Source organism: Shewanella sp. 10N.286.51.B7 (assembly GCF_002873615.1).
Taxonomy (GTDB): Bacteria; Pseudomonadota; Gammaproteobacteria; order Enterobacterales; family Shewanellaceae; genus Shewanella; species Shewanella electrodiphila.
In genome coordinates this window covers 15,255-31,880 of record NZ_MCUF01000001.1, presented here as the reverse complement: position 1 = coordinate 31,880, position 16,626 = coordinate 15,255, and the positions used below count along the sequence as shown (strand labels likewise).

Genomic DNA, 16,626 nt, shown 5'->3' with positions numbered 1-16,626 from the left:
GAATGATCAAATGCAAATACCTTCTGCAATGACTTCAGGAATACAAGGTTTACAGAGTGCCCAAAATGATTTAGCACAAGCAACGACAGCTGTCGCGGCGCCTGAGCCCACTACAACGACTCCAGTTAAAGTTGAACAAGATACCGTTACGTTAAGTTCTCAAGCTACACAATCAACAGATAAAGTGTCTGCGTTCATTGATGCTGGACAAGCAGTGACTCAAGCTCAGGCATCTGCTGAAGTCATTGATGTAGCCTCTGAAAATGTTGGCACTATTATAGATTTATCTGTTTAAAATTCAGAGATGAACGTACAAAGTCAGCCACTTCAGCAAGGGACAAGTTCTCTAAATCGTCACAATACTTCGAGTAGTAAAAGTGTTGTGTCTGATTCTGCCATAAGTAAAACTGTCTCAACTGTCCCAGTAACAAATAAACCCGTTTCAAATGCATTAAATACCAATAATATTAATCATAATGTTCTAAGTCCTGAACTTGTCAGCGCTGATGTTAACGACCATAACGAAACGATCAGTGTTACAAAAAAATCTTCCGTATTGGCCTCATCTTCAAGTTTCAATTCCAGTACAATTCAGTCAAGTACAATTCAGTCAAGCACAATTCAGCCCAGTTCAATTCAGCCCAGTGCAAATTTTCACTCGGGATCCTTGAGTTCGAAGCCATTAACAACACAGAGTGTCGTTAATTCAAGTCATTTGAGCCCGCAATTTAATTTGAAAAGTGGACCAGTATCGGTTTTAGGTGTCATTTCATCTTCCAAAACGACAGACATCCAGATTGATGGCCAAGCTAATCAAATCGCTGGTGGTCATTCAAATTCTGTTAACACGAGTTCATTGACCACTTCTGCGTCAGTGAACGTTTTTGAGGATACGACTAATGATGTAACGTCCGGCTTACGAGACAGCGATAAAAGCTCTGCTGCTTCTACGCTGGTGGCGACGGATCGAAAAGAAGCTATTGCTAATGTCGATGAAAATAATAGTACAAACGAAAGTAACAACGACATTCAAAGTGACAAAAGCAAAGCTGAAGCTGAACAAAAGGCGCAAATAAAACAAGATGTGCAAGATTCACATCAAGCTGAGCAAGAAAAACAACAAGTACAACTTGATACTCAAATTATTAATGAATTATCTAAAAGGGATGCTGAAGTTAAAACCCATGAACAGGCTCATGCAGCTGTTGGCGGAAGTTTTGCTCAAACACCTCAATATACTTATGAAAAAGGCCCTGATGGAAAACGCTATGCAGTAGAGGGGGAAGTAAAGATTGATGTTGGTGTAATAGCAGGTAATGCTCAAGCTACTTTCAATAAAATGCAAAAGGTTTACGCTGCAGCAATGGCTCCAGTTCAACCTTCTACAGCAGACATTCAAGTCGCTAATGAAGCGGTTCGAAAAATGAATGAAGCTAAAAAGGAGCTTGTATCTGAAAGACAAGAAAAGGTGCTAAGCACAGAAGAGTCTCAACAAATCAATCAATTAGCTCAGCAGTTGGATGAGCAGCAATTTACGCCAACATACCCATTTGATCAAACTAATGATGAAGGAAATGAGCAAGCTAACAATGCGAGTATTTCTCGTATCAAGGATTCAGCGATTAACGCCGCACAAGAATATTCATCTATTAATATTGCCGTATAACACTTCATCACTTATCAAGTCATTCAAATCAATTCAAACTAATTACATTCAAAGTAATTGCATTCAAAGTAATCAAATTTATTAGCTAATATGAATAGTTACCTATTCAACCACCTGATTAATATCATGTTGTAATAATATCAATGACTCTAATAATTTAGATGCTGGCCCTTGTTTATCCCTATTTGGAACCACTAATGAAAGTTGTACCTTACGACTTTTACTGCCTTTCAATGCCAATCTTCGCAGTTCACCTGATTTAATCTCATCCTCAATTAAGTAAGCTGGTGCCCAACAAAAACCAATGCCTGTTTTTAAAATAGTTTTCGCTTCATGAAAATTAGAAACCGTCCAACGTTGTTCTGCTTTTAGCCAACCAGTATCTGATGCTTTATGGGTTGCTGTGTCTTTAATGACAATCTGTAGATGTTGAGCTAAAACTTGGTCATCAGCTATAACATCGTGCTGAGCTAGTGGGTGAGCGGGCGAGCACACTAGATATAATTCTGACTCACATATAGGCTCTGCAACATGACCTTTAGCGGGGATCCCACAAATGGCAATATCTGCAGTGTTATTTAAAATTAGTTCGTGAGTACCAGAAATAACTGAGTCGATAATCGTTACCCGGGTGCCGCGACTATGGGGCAAAAATGCTTTTAAGGCATCCACTAAATAGTGCAGAGGATAAATGATTTCTCGCGCAATGGTTAAGTTAGGCTCCCAGCCCTCGCCAAGATTGCTCGCGAGTTGTTCGAGTTCATCTACTGTTTGGGTTAAATGTCGTGAACGACGTAATAATACTTCGCCTTGTTCTGTGAGATAAGCTTTACGGCCTTTAACTTCGAGTAATTGGATACCCAATTGAGTCTGTAGTTTTGCCACTGCATGATTAAGAGATGATTGGCTTTTGTTAAGCTGTTCAGCAGCTTGGGCGTAACCACCGAAATCAACCACAGATTGAATAATTCGCCACTGCTCTAACGTCGATTTAGCTCTACTCATCTATTAAATTACTCATGCTGGGGTAAACTGCAAAAATAAGGGGTAACAATCGTTACCCCTTAATCATCACTAATATCTTACTTACTTGTTTTTACTCGTGACATTTTTAGGTGTCACTTGTACAGGTAAGTACTTCTTCGTCGCTTTTGTTTCAGCAAGATATGGCCCTTTATGAAGGGTTTCTGGCCAATCAAGTAACATCATGGCTAAAACATTTCTGTGTTCACCCATGACCATATCTGGATTTCCACGTGGTGAAGGGATCAGTTGGTATTCAGGATTAAACGATGCTGCTATGTGGTTTTGCGTCTTCTTAATGACAGGATGATCACGTAAGCCTGTTAAATAGAAACTTATCCCAACTTCAGAAATAATATCGTCTGTGGCATCGGTAAGGATACGGTCAATGTTGTCATCAAAGTAATCTAAAATCCATTTAAACTCTTTGGCACTTACTTCTTGTTGATAATAACCGCTTGCAGCAAAGATAAAGTGAGTCATGCCATACAATTTATTTCTGAATTGTCTTTTATCTAATTCGCTATCTTTATCATTAGGGTAAGCGGCAATGAAAGCTTGTTTGTAATCATCGACGTAGTTTCCGACTTCAAGTTGTTCTGCCCAATACGCGTAATTGATCAGTTGTGCAGCCCAAGCTTTAATCATCTTAGGATCAGTCAATGCAGGTTTAAGATCATATGCTTTTAATGCCGTAACCATTTTTTGATGGCAAGGCCCCATAAAACCTAACTCGTCCGTACGACTGGCATAACGTAATAAAATATCGCTATAAAAGATAAATTCTGGGAAGGGCTTCAGTGCTTTCTTTCTCGCTTTTGCACGAGGGCCTTTACCTAATACACTTATTGCTTCATTGGCTTGCTGTTCGATAAACTTAGGCTTATCAATATTACAGGCAAAATAGTTTTGACGTTCAGTAATAGTGATTAAATCTATCAAGGCTGCATTTGTATACTTTTCATCACCCGTCATTCGGTACATTCTTAAACCATAGTGCCCTTGAATTCTTGGTGGCAGAGAATACATATTTTGTTCAAGGTTAACCTGTATCGCACTTCTTACTTGTTGGTGTGTTAATGGTGTTGCGGTTGATTTTGGGTCATCGGCAGCGAAGGCTGATACCGAAGATACTATAAATGATAAACCAATTAAGCACGATAAGGATTTACTTTTGCGAGTGGCCAGCATTGAAGGCTCTCCTGATGAGTGAAGATAGATCATTGGGTGGAGTAAGTATAATGAACATTTGCTCCATTAGGGGTAAATTATCTTCATTAACCACCAAAATATCAAAAACTTGACGTTCTGTTACTGAAGATTTACTAGATTCGAAAATCATACTAACAAGGCTTTGATGCCAAAGAGGTAAATAATAGTTAACCCCTTCATTTGCAATACCATTGAAGCTAAAAGCTAAATCATTAGCGTATTGCCACTCTTCATTGAAGCTATCTTTAAAAGCCATTGATAACTGTTGTTGCTTTGAGGGCTCATTCAAATAGAAGTCAATAATAACTTTGGAACGTATAACACGTAATTGCCGACGATAATCTTGGACAACTTGCTCTCGTTGAGATAATACAGAATCGTTTTGCTGGCGTAGGTATGCAGACAGCCAATATTGCCCTAATAAATGGTTATCAGCAGATTTCCCCTGTTTATTAATCAGATAAAATTTATTACCCCGTGCTAACCCTGTAACAGCTTCTGCAATTGCATTAATCAACTTATTTGCTTGTCTTTTATTAGAGATAGCGTCTGAATAACTGATGCTTGCTTGTGCAAATTGATGTCCGATCACGGGGTAACGAATAACATGGGCGTTAGTCTGACCTGTTGGGCTAACAAACAATTCTCCGAGTAGACGTTGTTGGTGCCATACACGATAAATTGTATTTTTAACGCCATCTTTGGTGATAGTGTGGTTTGTATCGGTTGTTTCAACTGTTGTAGTGTCGGTTATGTCACTGAGATTCAATGCTTCTATTCGAATCCCCAAATTTTCTAATTGAGTAAATACTCGTGTAAAAATCTCATTTGCAGACTGAGGTCCAGAGTAGGGCTGGTGAGGTAATGAAGCAAGATGTTGCCCAATGTTCCAAGGTGCAAGATTAATATTACTTGTTTGTTGCTGTAAATATTCATTAAGTGAAGCGGCATTGAGTATTTGAGTGTTAAGTGACTCGAAAGCCGTTGCTTGCAAAAGCTGCTTAATGATATCTAATGACGCCGCATTTTTATCTTTTGCTCGTGATTGGTAAGCAAGCCAAGCATTTTTTCTACATTGTTCGTTAGGTTGTGACATTAAGTATTTAGCTAAACTGACATCCAGATTTGGCTTGGTGGATTTCAACATTGAATTGGCAGTCGGTGTGTCTGAGTTATGGTTTGTTTGAGTCGGTAGCTGACAGGTTTTATCGTTGAAAACCATAGCAATATGCTGATTAGTTAAATTTCTTCTGATGGTTGCCTGGGCATTATGCAGTTGTGATTTGGTATTAATATCGAGCTGACGCTGTTTAACCTTAGTTAATGTTTCAGCCAAAGAGGAATAGGGGGGCTGTGATTGCGACAGATTCATTATTAACTGATCAAGTTTTGGTTCTAAAAGTAGTGTTTGTAATTCGTCAGCTAAATGTAACTGACACATTAATATGCTTTCTCGTTGGCTATTAATGGCCAAATCACGATAGTAATTTAAACGATCATTAATGTTATTAAGGCCTAGGGTGAGCTGCTCAAATTGAACGGCCTGTTGGGAAACCGACCGAGTTAAGTCTAATTCAGATAGCGAAGGCTGGTAACGCAAGCATTGTTGGATAAACAGGTTTAGAGGGTTGGCAACTGCGGGAGCAGTTGCCAATAAACTAAAAGTTAGGGTTGCTGCAAAAATGTTTTTTAGCATAAGCGACACGTTCTTCCACTGATAACGTCGGCCCTTTCAGGCTTTCTACGTGTTTAAGTCGGTCTAAAATTCCTTTTCCGTTCGCTGTTTGAATTGCTAATCCTGGTCGTGCATTTAACTCTAACAAAAGAGGGCCACGGACTTTATCTAACACCATGTCAGTGCCCAAATAGCCTAATTCACACATTTCATACGCGCTTGATGCGGTATGAAGTAGCACGTCCCAATTAGGTACTTGGATTTGAGAAAGTTCATAATTGGTATCAGGATGCCTAAGCACTGGCTTATCAAACTGAACCGCATACAAACTTTTACCCGTTGCAATGTCTAAACCGACACCCACAGCACCTTGGTGTAAGTTTGCTTTACCGTCTGAAGCCGCTGTTGAACAGCGAAGCATGCCCATTACTGGATAGCCTTTAAAGACGATAAGACGAATATCAGGTACACCTTCGTAACTAAAACCGTCAAAAATTGGGTCAAATTCAATTAAGCCTTCGACTAATCCAACATCAGGTATCCCACCCAATGAGAACAGGCCACTTAAGATATTAGACACATGGCGATAAACTTCATTTGGCGTTACTTCATCGCCATTAGGTTTGTAATAACGGCCATTTTCAACATGGGTAATAACCAGAATACCTTTACCACCAGAACCTTTAGCAGGTTTGATAACAAAGCCAGTTCTGCCTAATACCATTTGTGGTATTTCGTTAATTTTATGCTGCTCTTCAACAACACCAATTAGATCAGGTACTGCAATATCATTGGCTAAAGCTAACTGCTTAGTAATGAGCTTATCATCTACGCGTTTATAAAATTTGCGTTGATTGTACTTACCAATGTAATCGATATTGCGCTTATTCATATTCAATACGCCATTTCGACGTAATTCCCAAGGCCAAGCGTAATTCTTCATTACTTATCCTCAGCCAGTGGTTTAAAGCGTTTTAACTCAGTTAGGCGATAACCTGTGTATTGACCCATTACCAGTACCATAGCCAAAATAACTAAGTGAATGCCAAGGAAGTTAAATACCCAATGTTGGATCCAACTGTTACTCATCGCGAGGTAAGCTAATGTGGCGACAAATAAGCTACCACCCCCAGACATAAATACTGACTTAGGACCTTCTTCTTCCCAAAGGATAGACATACGCTCAATGGTCCAAGCAAGAATAATCATAGGGAAGAAGGTAATCGTTAATCCTTCACTGAGCCCCAGCTTGTAAGATATAAGCGTGAACAACCCAATAATAAATATCACCACAATAATCACCGCGGATATTCGGGATATGAGCAAGAGATTGAGTTGCGATAAATACGAACGAATCATTAATCCGAATGCGACAATCAGTAAGAAACCGATTAGACCAGTCAGTAAAGTGGTTTGAATAAATGCCAATGCAATCAGAACCGGCATGAAAGTACCAGAAGTTTTGATACCAATGATGACCCGAAGGAATACAACAACTAACACACCGATAGGGATGAGTAAGATGCCTTTAAAGGTACTTTGTTCCTCAAGGGGTAGCTGATAAAGCGAAAAGTCTAACGAATCAGTGTTCATCATCATGTCAATAGAAGTCGCTAACGCAGAACGAGTTTCCTTTAACATTGAGAAATTAACTTGTGAATTACTACCACCAATGACATCAAGCACTGACATGCCGTTGTGTTGCCAAAGTACTAAGTTATCTGGGCGACCTTGCTTGTTGTTTTCTACATCAAATAAAATCCATTCACCATCTTGGTAGACTTGAACGTAAGGATTAAGTTGTTGACGACGACGTTGATCTTCTAGCATCAAGCCACTAACTAACTTGGCTGGAACACCTTTTGATTGAAGCATTTGCACAAAAAGCTGAGTTCGTGAATTAACTGATAATAGTAATGCAAGGTTTTGCGATTGGTTACTATCATTAATCACATCCATTAACTGTTGAGCATAAGAAATGTTACTCGCACTTCTTTCCCATACCTGGTTAATGATTTGTTCAGCTGCACCCCGTTCAGTAACTTGCCATAAAAACGGCTCTGGGGTGACAGGCTCTTCATCAGCATCAACTTTTAGTTGGCCAGTAGGCACTAATGTCACTCGATAGTATAAAGACTGACGACCAGATGCTTCACGAATTGACCAGACCGCGCGGCGGTCTTCGCCTTCAGAAATATTTAATCCATAACCGGCAGATGTAGCATTTTCTGCTAACACATCAAATGCAGGGTCTTGAGGTAGAGAAAGCGAGGCTTCAGCTGGCTTGCTAGTACCGTTGAACATTACTTTTGCTTCAACAGACCAACTTTGAACTTGTTTGCCTGGAAAAAAGGGAACGTTGTGTTCAACGCTGCGGTAAATACTTGCGCTGATCCCTGATATGAATAATAGGGCTACAAAGATAAAAAATGGCTTACGAGAATGCATTTGAATTCCTATTTCGCTTCTTTAGTCGATTCTGTTTGTGGTTTTTTGCCATGAACATAAATTTGTCCAACATCAACTACTGCAATGTCTTTCATAAATTTACGGCCAAGAAGTAGCGGGAACTCAAGGTGACTTCGGTCGGTTAAGTTCAAGTCTGTTTCGGCAGCATATTGACCAATTTTTAAATGAGCATGAATCACAGGACGGCGATCGTCAGGTAAATCAGCATCTTGTTTGATACGAACAAAGCGCTCGACTTTATGCTCGAAAGTATTGCCAGGTTGCTTTTCACCGTTGGTCATCACATCAAATCTAACCCATTGAACACCGTTACGCTCAAATAACACAATGTTACGTGCATCTAATGAAGATGACTCTGCACCTGTATCGATGCGGGTTTCAAATGACGCTTTTAACTCATCAACATATACATGCTCAATTTCACCTAAGACTATTTTGTCAGAGACAACTGACTCTGGACACTGCGGTGGCTCACTTAATTGTGCAAGTGCTGCAGCATCATCATTCATTTTTTTAGATTGTTTTGCTAATGCATCAGTAATTTGTAATTTTAGGTCGTTGACTTCAGCACTCAAGGTTTGCATTTCAGTAGATGAGTGAGCACATTGAGCATTTATTGCCTCGATAATCGCAGTTTGTGAAGTTGCAAGATTAGCACTCAATTCCTCACTTCCAACGGGAGTGATTTTCGCACTTGATGCACAGCCTGATATTAATGCGGCGGTGACGGTTAAAATAAATACCTGCTTTAACATGACAATTCCTGTTTTCTTTAATCTAAGCTAATGCTTTGATAATTATAATACTATATTAAACTAGGTCGTGATTAGGTTGATTTTTTATCGCTATTATCGTTGCCCGTTTTGGGGCTGGATAACCTTCGACCGTTAAACTTACATCGTTGGGGTCAAGATAATCTACTAAAGATTCATTCTTCATCCATTGTGTTGAGCGTTGCTCTGCCATTGAAGTAATATCCACATCAACGCAACGTATGTCGGTGAAGTCACACTTTTTTAACCATAACATGAGTGCATCGACAGACGGCAAAAACCAGACATTATTCATTTTGCCATATCTGTCTTGTGGGACTAAAACAGCATTTTCATCGCCATCTATCACTAAGGTCTCTAATACAAGTTCACCGCCCATACGCAGTTGATCACGCAATTGCATTATATGATCGATGGGTGAACGACGGTGGTACAACACACCCATAGAAAATACGGTATCAAACGCATCTAATGCTGGAAGCTCTTCAATGCCCAGTGGCAATAAATGTACAGGATGTTCATTACCAGCTAAACGCTTTACTGCTTCAAATTGACATAAAAACAGCGGGGAGGGATCAATCCCGACGACACGTTTAGCGCCAGCACCTAGCATGCGCCACATGTGATAACCACTGCCACAACCGACATCTAATACTGTGCGATTATCTAATGGAGAAATATGTTCTTTAACCCGATCCCATTTCCAGTCACTTCGCCATTCAGTATCAATTTCGATTCCATGAATGTAAAAAGGGCCTTTACGCCAAGGTTGAAATAACCCAAGTAGATTTTGTAACTTTTCTGTTTGTCCTGGAGTCAACTGGCTACCGTCACCAATTTTGACTCCGTTGAATAAATCAATATGAGTTGGCGCTGGGTAATGTAATTTATTGAGGACTTTTTCCCATTTTGGCAAGTTGCCATGTTTATGTTCTCTTTGCCATTTCCCTAAAATTGCTGGAAGTTCTTCTAGCCAATGTTGCAGGCTTGAATCGGCAATTTGTTGATAAAAGGTGCTAAAACTTATCACTTGATGGCCACCATTGATGCAAAATTAAAACATTGAAACCACACTGTTGAATGGCTAAAACCATTCTCAGTAAAGCGTTGTTGGTGCATGGATAAACTGTCTGGGCGCATCACATTTTCAAGTGCACTGCGCTTTTGGCTAATTTCTAGTTCGCTGTATCCATTTGCGCGTTTGAAGTCTAGATGTTGTTCATCTAAAAGTGTTTGAATCACGTTATCTTCAAATCGTAATTTTTCTGAAATAACTAAAATACCGCCAGGGAGTAAACCTTGATAAATCTTGGCGATTAACTCGTCCCTGTCATGAACAGGTAAAAATTGTAGAGTGAAATTTAATACCACCATTGAAGCATTAGTGATGTCGATGTCTCTAATGTCACCACAAATGAGTTCTACTTCAGTATCACTGACGTAGGCAGATAAATTTTCCTGGCAACGCTCGATCATCGATTCACTGTTATCAACAGCGATAATACGACATTGTCTTTGCTCAATTTGGCGTCGAATACTCAAAGTCGCAGAACCTAAAGAACTGCCTAAATCATAAATATTAGATTTAGGGGTAACATAACGGTCAGCAAAATCCCCAATCGTACTAATGATTTGGGTATAGCCAGGTACTGATCGTCGTATCATGTCATTAAATACACCTGCAACCCGATTATCAAATTGAAAATCTGATATTTTATCGGTTGCTGCAGCGTAAATTGTATCTTGTTGAGAGTTCATCTGAGGTAACTTGAGAAAATCATAGATTCATTTTAGCCAATCCTACCAAATAGCAGCAAGTATCCTATTGGTATTTTTTGTTTTATTTTGTTTATTTGCTCTTTTTTGGCTAAATAATTAATTAAGTAGGACAATTGGTCGATATAAATCGGTATGATGAACATATAATTAAAATGATTTACAATTAAGCTTAAGGTTGATTAACAAAATTTCAACCAGATAAAGTGTGTGGTCAAAAAACGAATATAACAAATAACGACTAATAAAATGACAACTAGCACAAAGGAACGCGCTTGAAGTTAATTAGCACTATTTTTACTTTTTTCCTGTTTACGTTGATGACATTTATTGTATCAGCCGATGAAAATGAATCCGCCTCGGTATCATCATTGGCTGTTCCAAGTTCATTAGCCATTTCAATGAGTGAAGATGCTTACCCTTATCAATTTGTTGATGATAACGGTAACCCCGCAGGTGTCATGGTAGATTTATGGCGCGAGTGGGCATCTGCAACAGGCGTAAAAGTGTCGTTTTATCCCATGCAATGGCAACAATCTTTACAATCAGTCGCTGACGGTGACGTCGATGCTCACATTGGTATGGCAATAACCAAAGAGCGACAGCAACTATTTTCATATGCAGATAAAGTATCTTCTCTTAATTCCTACCTTTACCTTCACAAAGATATTGCTAATAAAAAAGCGATTAGTGATATTCGTCCTTTTAAAATAGGCATTATTGAAGGGACTTCACATGAACAGGACTTACTGGCGATAGAACCCAGCCTGACATTTAAATATTTTAAGACTAAAAAAGCGTTATACGATGCTGTTGTTGCAGGTGAAATATACGTATTTGCAACGATTCAAGGCTATAACCAAGGCATTCCTATTAATTTAGAACTAGCCAACAATTTCCATATATCTTCACGTATATTGATTAAAGAAATAGAACTTGCGCCAGTAGTCTCTTTACTAAATCAATCTTGGGTCTCCTTTATTAATGAAGGTTTTAAGAAAGTGTCTACTACCCATGTCGATGAAATTGAAAAGCGTTGGTTTGGCTATCGTCGTGAATCCAACGGTCTATTGATTGCGATGCAAATGAATGTAGAGCCATTTGTGGATATTGGTTTAGACGGTTTACCCCATGGTTTATTTGTCGATTTGTGGCGACTTTGGTCTGAAAAAACAGGTATATCAATAGACTTTATTCCAAGCGATATGAATGGCAGCATTGAACTCATTAAAGATGGTCATGCCGACGTACATATTGGTTACCCTGAGAGTGAAGAAATCAATACAGGTCTTAATAGAGCTAATCATTTTTATTCAGTTAAAAGTCGATTCTTTAGCTACAACAAAGAAATCAAAGATATTAGTGAAATTGATGGTAAACGTATCGGATTGTTTGCTACATCACCTTATATTATCGAGCTTAGGAAAGTTCTTCCTAATGCGCAGATACGTTATTACGATTCCATGGAGCAATTAATCAAGGCAAGTCGTGATGGCGACATCGCAGGCTTTGTTGCTGCAAGTGCTTACACTTCACACTACCTATTACATCAAAAATCATGGTCTGAGTTTTATCAATATAATAAGCTCGATTTTGGTACTCAAATATATAACCTCACCAATGTAGAAGATACAGAACTTGCAGAGCGCATCGCTAATGGTTTTCAGCTAATTAGTGATTTCGAAATGGCAAAACTTGAACAGAAATGGCTTTTAAATAAAGCCGATAGAACATTTTCTACTGTCGATAAACAAATCTATATCAGTAATAAAGACAGAAAATATTTAGACTCACTGGGTGCAATTAAACTGGGGTATTTAACTCAGTGGGCGCCCATGGAGTATCAAAATGAATTAGGTGAATTTTCCGGTATTAATAAAGAAGTTATCGAAATTGTTACAGAGCAACTAGGCATCGATATTATTCCTGTTGCCTATCAGCAGTGGGACAAACTCAATAAAGACTTACAGAATGGCAGTATTCATTTAGTCGGCAGTATGGCAAATAATAAAAATCGAGAGCCAGCACTTGAGTTTACTGAAGGTTATTGGCCATCACCTTGGGCTATTGCGACTACGTTAACTCAACAGCCGTTGTTCAATTTAAGCCAATATAACGGTAAGCGAATAGGGGTCGTCAAAGGCTATAACTTGATCAATATATTGCGCCAACAATTTCCAGGTTTAGAAATTGTTCAAGTAGATAATACTCAACGTGGTTTACAGGCGGTTTCTTCTGGTGATGTCGATTTATTCATCGAACAAGTTGTGACCCTTGCTTATGTGCTGAATGAAGGGGAGTTTCCTGATTTAAAAATGGCCCTAGTTGCAGATTTAACAGAACAAAAAAGTCATATTGGTGTTTATCCCAAACTCAAAACTATCATTCCATTACTGAACCGCGCCATTGAAACGATTGATGAAACCAAACAACAGCAGATGTACCAAAAATGGGTGGCGGTTGACTTGCGTTCTGAAGCGGACAAATATCAAAAGTGGTTTAAAATTGTACTATTAGGTTTGCTGATTATCAGTATGATCACCTTTATCGTCTTCTTGGGTAATAAACGTCTTAAACGTGAAATTACTTTGAGAAAAACGGCTGAGCAAAAGATAAAGTTTGTTGCAGAGCACGACCCTGTGACTAAACTCCCTAATCGTGGTTTACTCGATGACCGTTTAGCGTGTGCGATCAAAGCCCATGAACGTGAACAAGCCAAGTTTGCATTGTTATTTATAGATTTAGACAAATTCAAGAATGTTAATGATCAACATGGTCATCACATTGGTGACGCATTATTAATTCACATTGCCACAGCACTTAAATCAGTAGTACGAAAATCTGATACCGTGTCTCGTTTTGGAGGCGATGAATTTGTCATCTTACTTAACAAGGTCGACAGCAGCGAATGCGCGATAAAAGTCGCAGATAATATTATTAATGTGTTATCTGACCCCCTCATTATTGAAGGAATAACATTAACTGCATCAGCCAGTATCGGTATTGCGGTTTATCCAGATGATGGTGATGATGCTATCGCCATATTACAGATGGCTGATAAAAAGATGTACAAAGTAAAAAAGCAGGGTGGTGATCAACGCAGCTTTTAATCACCGGTTGAGTTTTCAAGGTGATGAACAAACAAAATTGTCTTATTTGCTGTTTTTTTACTCGGTTATAACGGGAACTTTCCCTAAAGCCTGTTCAATTGCAGTAAACTAATCGATACTTCCATGCAAAAATGTAGCACACGTTCAATAAACGCGTTTTTAGGCGTATTATAAGTGCTATAGTTGCCTGCATTATTTTAATATAATGCCAAATTAAATTGTTTTTTAGACACCTATTTCCGAATTAAAGGGTAGAGTTAAATGCGCAGTCATTATTGTGGAGACGTTAATAAGTCTCATCTTGGTCAAGAAGTCACCTTAGTCGGTTGGGTTAACCGTAGTCGCGATTTAGGCGGCGTAATTTTTTTAGATCTTCGTGACAGAGAAGGGATAGTTCAAGTTGTTTACGATCCAGACTTGGAAGACGTTTTCAAAGTAGCCAGCAGTTTACGCGGTGAGTTCTGTGTACAAGTTAAAGGTTTAGTTCGTGCAAGACCTGATAGTCAAATTAATGCACAAATGAAAACTGGCGAAATTGAAGTCTTAGGTCAAGCCCTAACAATTATTAATGCTTCAGCGCCGCTTCCTTTGAGCATGGATAATCATCAAAACAACAGTGAAGAACAGCGCTTAAAGTATCGCTATCTTGACTTACGTCGCCCTGAAATGGCTGACCGTATTGTTTTCCGTTCAAAAGTCACTAGCGCGGTTCGTCGTTTCCTTGATGATAGCGGTTTCTTGGATATTGAAACGCCTATTTTGACCAAAGCCACACCAGAAGGTGCGCGTGATTACCTAGTACCAAGCCGTACATATAAAGGTCAGTTCTTTGCTCTGCCACAGTCTCCTCAATTATTTAAACAATTGCTGATGATGTCTGGCTTTGATCGTTATTACCAGATTGTAAAATGTTTCCGTGATGAAGATTTACGTGCTGATCGTCAGCCTGAATTTACTCAAATTGATATCGAAACTTCTTTCATGTCAGCTGAGCAAGTCATGGAAAAAACTGAAACTATGGTTCGCGGTTTATTCAACGAATTAATGAATGTTGATTTAGGTGAGTTCCCACGTATGTCATATGCAGAAGCTATGACGCGTTATGGTTCTGATAAGCCAGATCTACGTAACCCACTTGAACTTGTTGATGTTGCTGACTTAGTTAAAGATGTTGAGTTCGCAGTATTTAGTGGTCCAGCTAACGATGAAGAAGGTCGTGTTGCTGCGCTTCGTATTCCAACAGGAGCATCTTTATCTCGTAAGCAAATCGATAACTACACTAAATATGCTGGCATTTACGGTGCTAAAGGCCTAGCGTGGATGAAGATTAATGATTTATCTGCTGGTATCGAAGGTATTCAATCACCAGTACTTAAATTCTTAAACGAAGATATCGTCAATCAAATTATCGCACGTACTAATGCTGAAACTGGCGACATCATCTTATTTGGCGCAGATAAAGCAAACGTTGTTGCTGAAGCAATGGGTGCATTACGTCTTAAAGCCGGTGAAGATTTTGAACTTCTTGAAGGTGAGTGGCGCCCAATGTGGGTTGTTGACTTCCCAATGTTCGAAAAAATCAATGGTGGTTACCATGCAGTTCACCATCCGTTTACCGCTCCTCGCGGCGTAACTGCTGAAGAACTTGAAGCCAATCCAGGTGCAGCAATTTCAGATGCTTACGATATGGTATTAAATGGTTGCGAATTAGGTGGTGGTTCTGTTCGTATTCATAATGCTGACATGCAAAGTGCGGTATTCCGTATTTTAGGCATTGATGATAAAGAAGCGAATGAAAAGTTTGGTTTCTTACTAGAAGCATTACGTTACGGTACACCACCGCATGCAGGTTTAGCATTTGGCTTAGACCGTATTATCATGTTAATGACAGGTGCTAGTTCAATTCGTGATGTAATGGCATTCCCGAAAACAACGACTGCAGCATGTCCATTAACGAATGCCCCAGGATTTGCCAATCCTCAGCAATTAGTTGATTTAGGGATTAGTGTTATCCCTCAAGAAAAGCCTGCCGCTGACGAATAATGTTAATCAGCAAAATTACAAATCTTATTGGTTTGTACTAAAGCGTTAACCCACATACCGAGGCTTTTGCCTCGGTCTGTTTTTATATAGAACAAATATAACTGAAGGAGTCACAATGGCTGGTCACAGTAAATGGGACAACATTAAACACCGTAAAGCTGCTCAAGATGCAAAACGAGGTAAGCTATTCAGTAAATTTATTCGAGAGTTAACGGTATCTGCTCGTGAAGGAGGCTCAGATCCTGATGCCAACCCGCGTCTACGTGCAGCAATTGATAAAGCATTATCAAATAACATGACTCGTGACACTGTTGAACGTGCTGTCAAACGTGGGGCTGGTGAACTCGATGGTCAGCAATTAGATACCATTATTTATGAAGGTTATGGGCCTGGCGGTACAGCAGTTATGGTAGAAACCATGACAGATAACAAAAACCGTACCGTCTCAGGCGTGCGTAATGCCTTTAGTAAATCTGGTGGAAATTTAGGTACTGATGGCTCAGTGGCATATATGTTCACTAAATCAGGGGTTATTTCTTATGATGCAGCCATTGACGAAGACGAATTAATGGATGCTGCATTAGAAGCTGGTGCTGATGATGTTGTCACTCATGACAATGGTGCATTTGATGTTCTGACTACACCTGATGCCTTTGGCAGTGTTAAAGATGCACTGGATGCTGCTGGATTTGAAGCCATCAATGCAGAAGTCACTATGATAGCAGGTACCAAAGCTGAATTAGATGCCGATACTGCGGCAAAATTTATGCGTTTAATTGATAACCTTGAAGATCATGATGATGTTCAGGAAGTTTATCATAATGCTGAAATCTCAGATGAAGTGATGGAAAGCCTTGAATAATTGTTCCAAGGAAGCGT

At 39.3% G+C, this 16,626-nt stretch carries 13 protein-coding genes; 5 read left to right on the top strand and 8 right to left on the bottom strand.

From position 1 onward, the window contains the following. The first annotated feature begins 10 nt into the window (after nt 1-10). Together BCU84_RS00130 and BCU84_RS00125 are read left to right on the top strand one after the other, a co-directional pair. Nucleotides 11-295 (top strand): chemotaxis protein, encoded by a 285-nt coding sequence (locus BCU84_RS00130; protein ID WP_102526073.1) that lies wholly within the window; start codon nt 11-13, stop codon nt 293-295. A gap of 9 nt (nt 296-304) precedes the next feature. After that, on the top strand, nt 305-1,666 hold the full coding sequence (locus tag BCU84_RS00125) for a putative metalloprotease CJM1_0395 family protein (protein ID WP_102526072.1): 1,362 nt from the start codon (nt 305-307) through the stop codon (nt 1,664-1,666). A gap of 102 nt (nt 1,667-1,768) precedes the next feature. On the opposite strand, the gene BCU84_RS00120 is transcribed toward BCU84_RS00125, so the two are convergent. From BCU84_RS00120 to cmoA, 8 genes are all read right to left on the bottom strand, one after another. After that, a complete protein-coding gene (locus tag BCU84_RS00120) occupies nt 1,769-2,671 on the bottom strand; it encodes a LysR family transcriptional regulator (RefSeq protein ID WP_102526071.1) in 903 nt (300 codons plus the stop codon). An 81-nt stretch (nt 2,672-2,752) separates the two neighbouring features. After that, complete coding sequence (locus BCU84_RS00115; RefSeq protein ID WP_102526070.1) at nt 2,753-3,880, bottom strand: DUF3541 domain-containing protein; 1,128 nt, start codon at nt 3,878-3,880, stop codon at nt 2,753-2,755. Then, nucleotides 3,858-5,597 carry a hypothetical protein gene (locus BCU84_RS00110; RefSeq protein WP_102526069.1) on the bottom strand — a complete coding sequence of 580 codons (1,740 nt, stop codon included), beginning with the start codon at nt 5,595-5,597 and terminating at the stop codon, nt 3,858-3,860. The genes BCU84_RS00115 and BCU84_RS00110 overlap by 23 nt, the downstream gene beginning before the upstream one ends. Then, complete coding sequence (locus BCU84_RS00105) at nt 5,560-6,519, bottom strand: alpha-L-glutamate ligase-like protein (protein WP_102526068.1); 960 nt, start codon at nt 6,517-6,519, stop codon at nt 5,560-5,562. The genes BCU84_RS00110 and BCU84_RS00105 overlap by 38 nt, the downstream gene beginning before the upstream one ends. Continuing rightward, entirely contained in the window at nt 6,519-8,024 is a 1,506-nt protein-coding gene (locus BCU84_RS00100; RefSeq protein ID WP_102526067.1) for a UUP1 family membrane protein, read from the bottom strand. The genes BCU84_RS00105 and BCU84_RS00100 overlap by 1 nt, the downstream gene beginning before the upstream one ends. Nucleotides 8,025-8,032: 8 nt before the next feature. Then, complete coding sequence (locus tag BCU84_RS00095; RefSeq protein ID WP_102526066.1) at nt 8,033-8,800, bottom strand: ATP-dependent zinc protease; 768 nt, start codon at nt 8,798-8,800, stop codon at nt 8,033-8,035. 55 nt (nt 8,801-8,855) lie between these two features. Beyond that, nucleotides 8,856-9,848 carry a tRNA 5-methoxyuridine(34)/uridine 5-oxyacetic acid(34) synthase CmoB gene (gene cmoB / locus BCU84_RS00090; protein ID WP_102526065.1) on the bottom strand — a complete coding sequence of 331 codons (993 nt, stop codon included), beginning with the start codon at nt 9,846-9,848 and terminating at the stop codon, nt 8,856-8,858. Continuing rightward, nucleotides 9,845-10,576, bottom strand: coding sequence for a carboxy-S-adenosyl-L-methionine synthase CmoA (gene cmoA, locus BCU84_RS00085; RefSeq protein WP_102526064.1), 732 nt, complete (start codon nt 10,574-10,576; stop codon nt 9,845-9,847). The genes cmoB and cmoA overlap by 4 nt, the downstream gene beginning before the upstream one ends. A 293-nt stretch (nt 10,577-10,869) precedes the next feature. On the opposite strand from cmoA, the gene BCU84_RS00080 reads away from it, so the two are divergent. From BCU84_RS00080 to BCU84_RS00070, 3 genes are all read left to right on the top strand, one after another. Beyond that, on the top strand, nt 10,870-13,704 hold the full coding sequence (locus BCU84_RS00080; protein WP_102526063.1) for a transporter substrate-binding domain-containing protein: 2,835 nt from the start codon (nt 10,870-10,872) through the stop codon (nt 13,702-13,704). Nucleotides 13,705-13,965: 261 nt separating this feature from the next. Then, a complete protein-coding gene (gene aspS, locus BCU84_RS00075; protein ID WP_102526062.1) occupies nt 13,966-15,747 on the top strand; it encodes an aspartate--tRNA ligase in 1,782 nt (593 codons plus the stop codon). A gap of 115 nt (nt 15,748-15,862) precedes the next feature. Continuing rightward, on the top strand, nt 15,863-16,609 hold the full coding sequence (locus tag BCU84_RS00070; protein ID WP_102526061.1) for a YebC/PmpR family DNA-binding transcriptional regulator: 747 nt from the start codon (nt 15,863-15,865) through the stop codon (nt 16,607-16,609). Nucleotides 16,610-16,626: the final 17 nt, after the last annotated feature.

Bases quoted from the DNA above. Each gene is read 5' to 3' on its own strand.
- BCU84_RS00115 (WP_102526070.1), bottom strand. From the start codon at position 3,880: ATGCTGGCCACTCGCAAAAGTAAATCCTTATCGTGCTTAATTGGTTTA.
- BCU84_RS00125 (WP_102526072.1), top strand. From the start codon at position 305: ATGAACGTACAAAGTCAGCCACTTCAGCAAGGGACAAGTTCTCTAAAT.
- aspS (WP_102526062.1), top strand. From the start codon at position 13,966: ATGCGCAGTCATTATTGTGGAGACGTTAATAAGTCTCATCTTGGTCAA.
- BCU84_RS00070 (WP_102526061.1), top strand. From the start codon at position 15,863: ATGGCTGGTCACAGTAAATGGGACAACATTAAACACCGTAAAGCTGCT.
- BCU84_RS00130 (WP_102526073.1), top strand. From the start codon at position 11: ATGCAAATACCTTCTGCAATGACTTCAGGAATACAAGGTTTACAGAGT.
- BCU84_RS00100 (WP_102526067.1), bottom strand. From the start codon at position 8,024: ATGCATTCTCGTAAGCCATTTTTTATCTTTGTAGCCCTATTATTCATA.
- BCU84_RS00095 (WP_102526066.1), bottom strand. From the start codon at position 8,800: ATGTTAAAGCAGGTATTTATTTTAACCGTCACCGCCGCATTAATATCA.
- BCU84_RS00120 (WP_102526071.1), bottom strand. From the start codon at position 2,671: ATGAGTAGAGCTAAATCGACGTTAGAGCAGTGGCGAATTATTCAATCT.
- BCU84_RS00105 (WP_102526068.1), bottom strand. From the start codon at position 6,519: ATGAAGAATTACGCTTGGCCTTGGGAATTACGTCGAAATGGCGTATTG.
- BCU84_RS00110 (WP_102526069.1), bottom strand. From the start codon at position 5,597: ATGCTAAAAAACATTTTTGCAGCAACCCTAACTTTTAGTTTATTGGCA.
- cmoA (WP_102526064.1), bottom strand. From the start codon at position 10,576: ATGAACTCTCAACAAGATACAATTTACGCTGCAGCAACCGATAAAATA.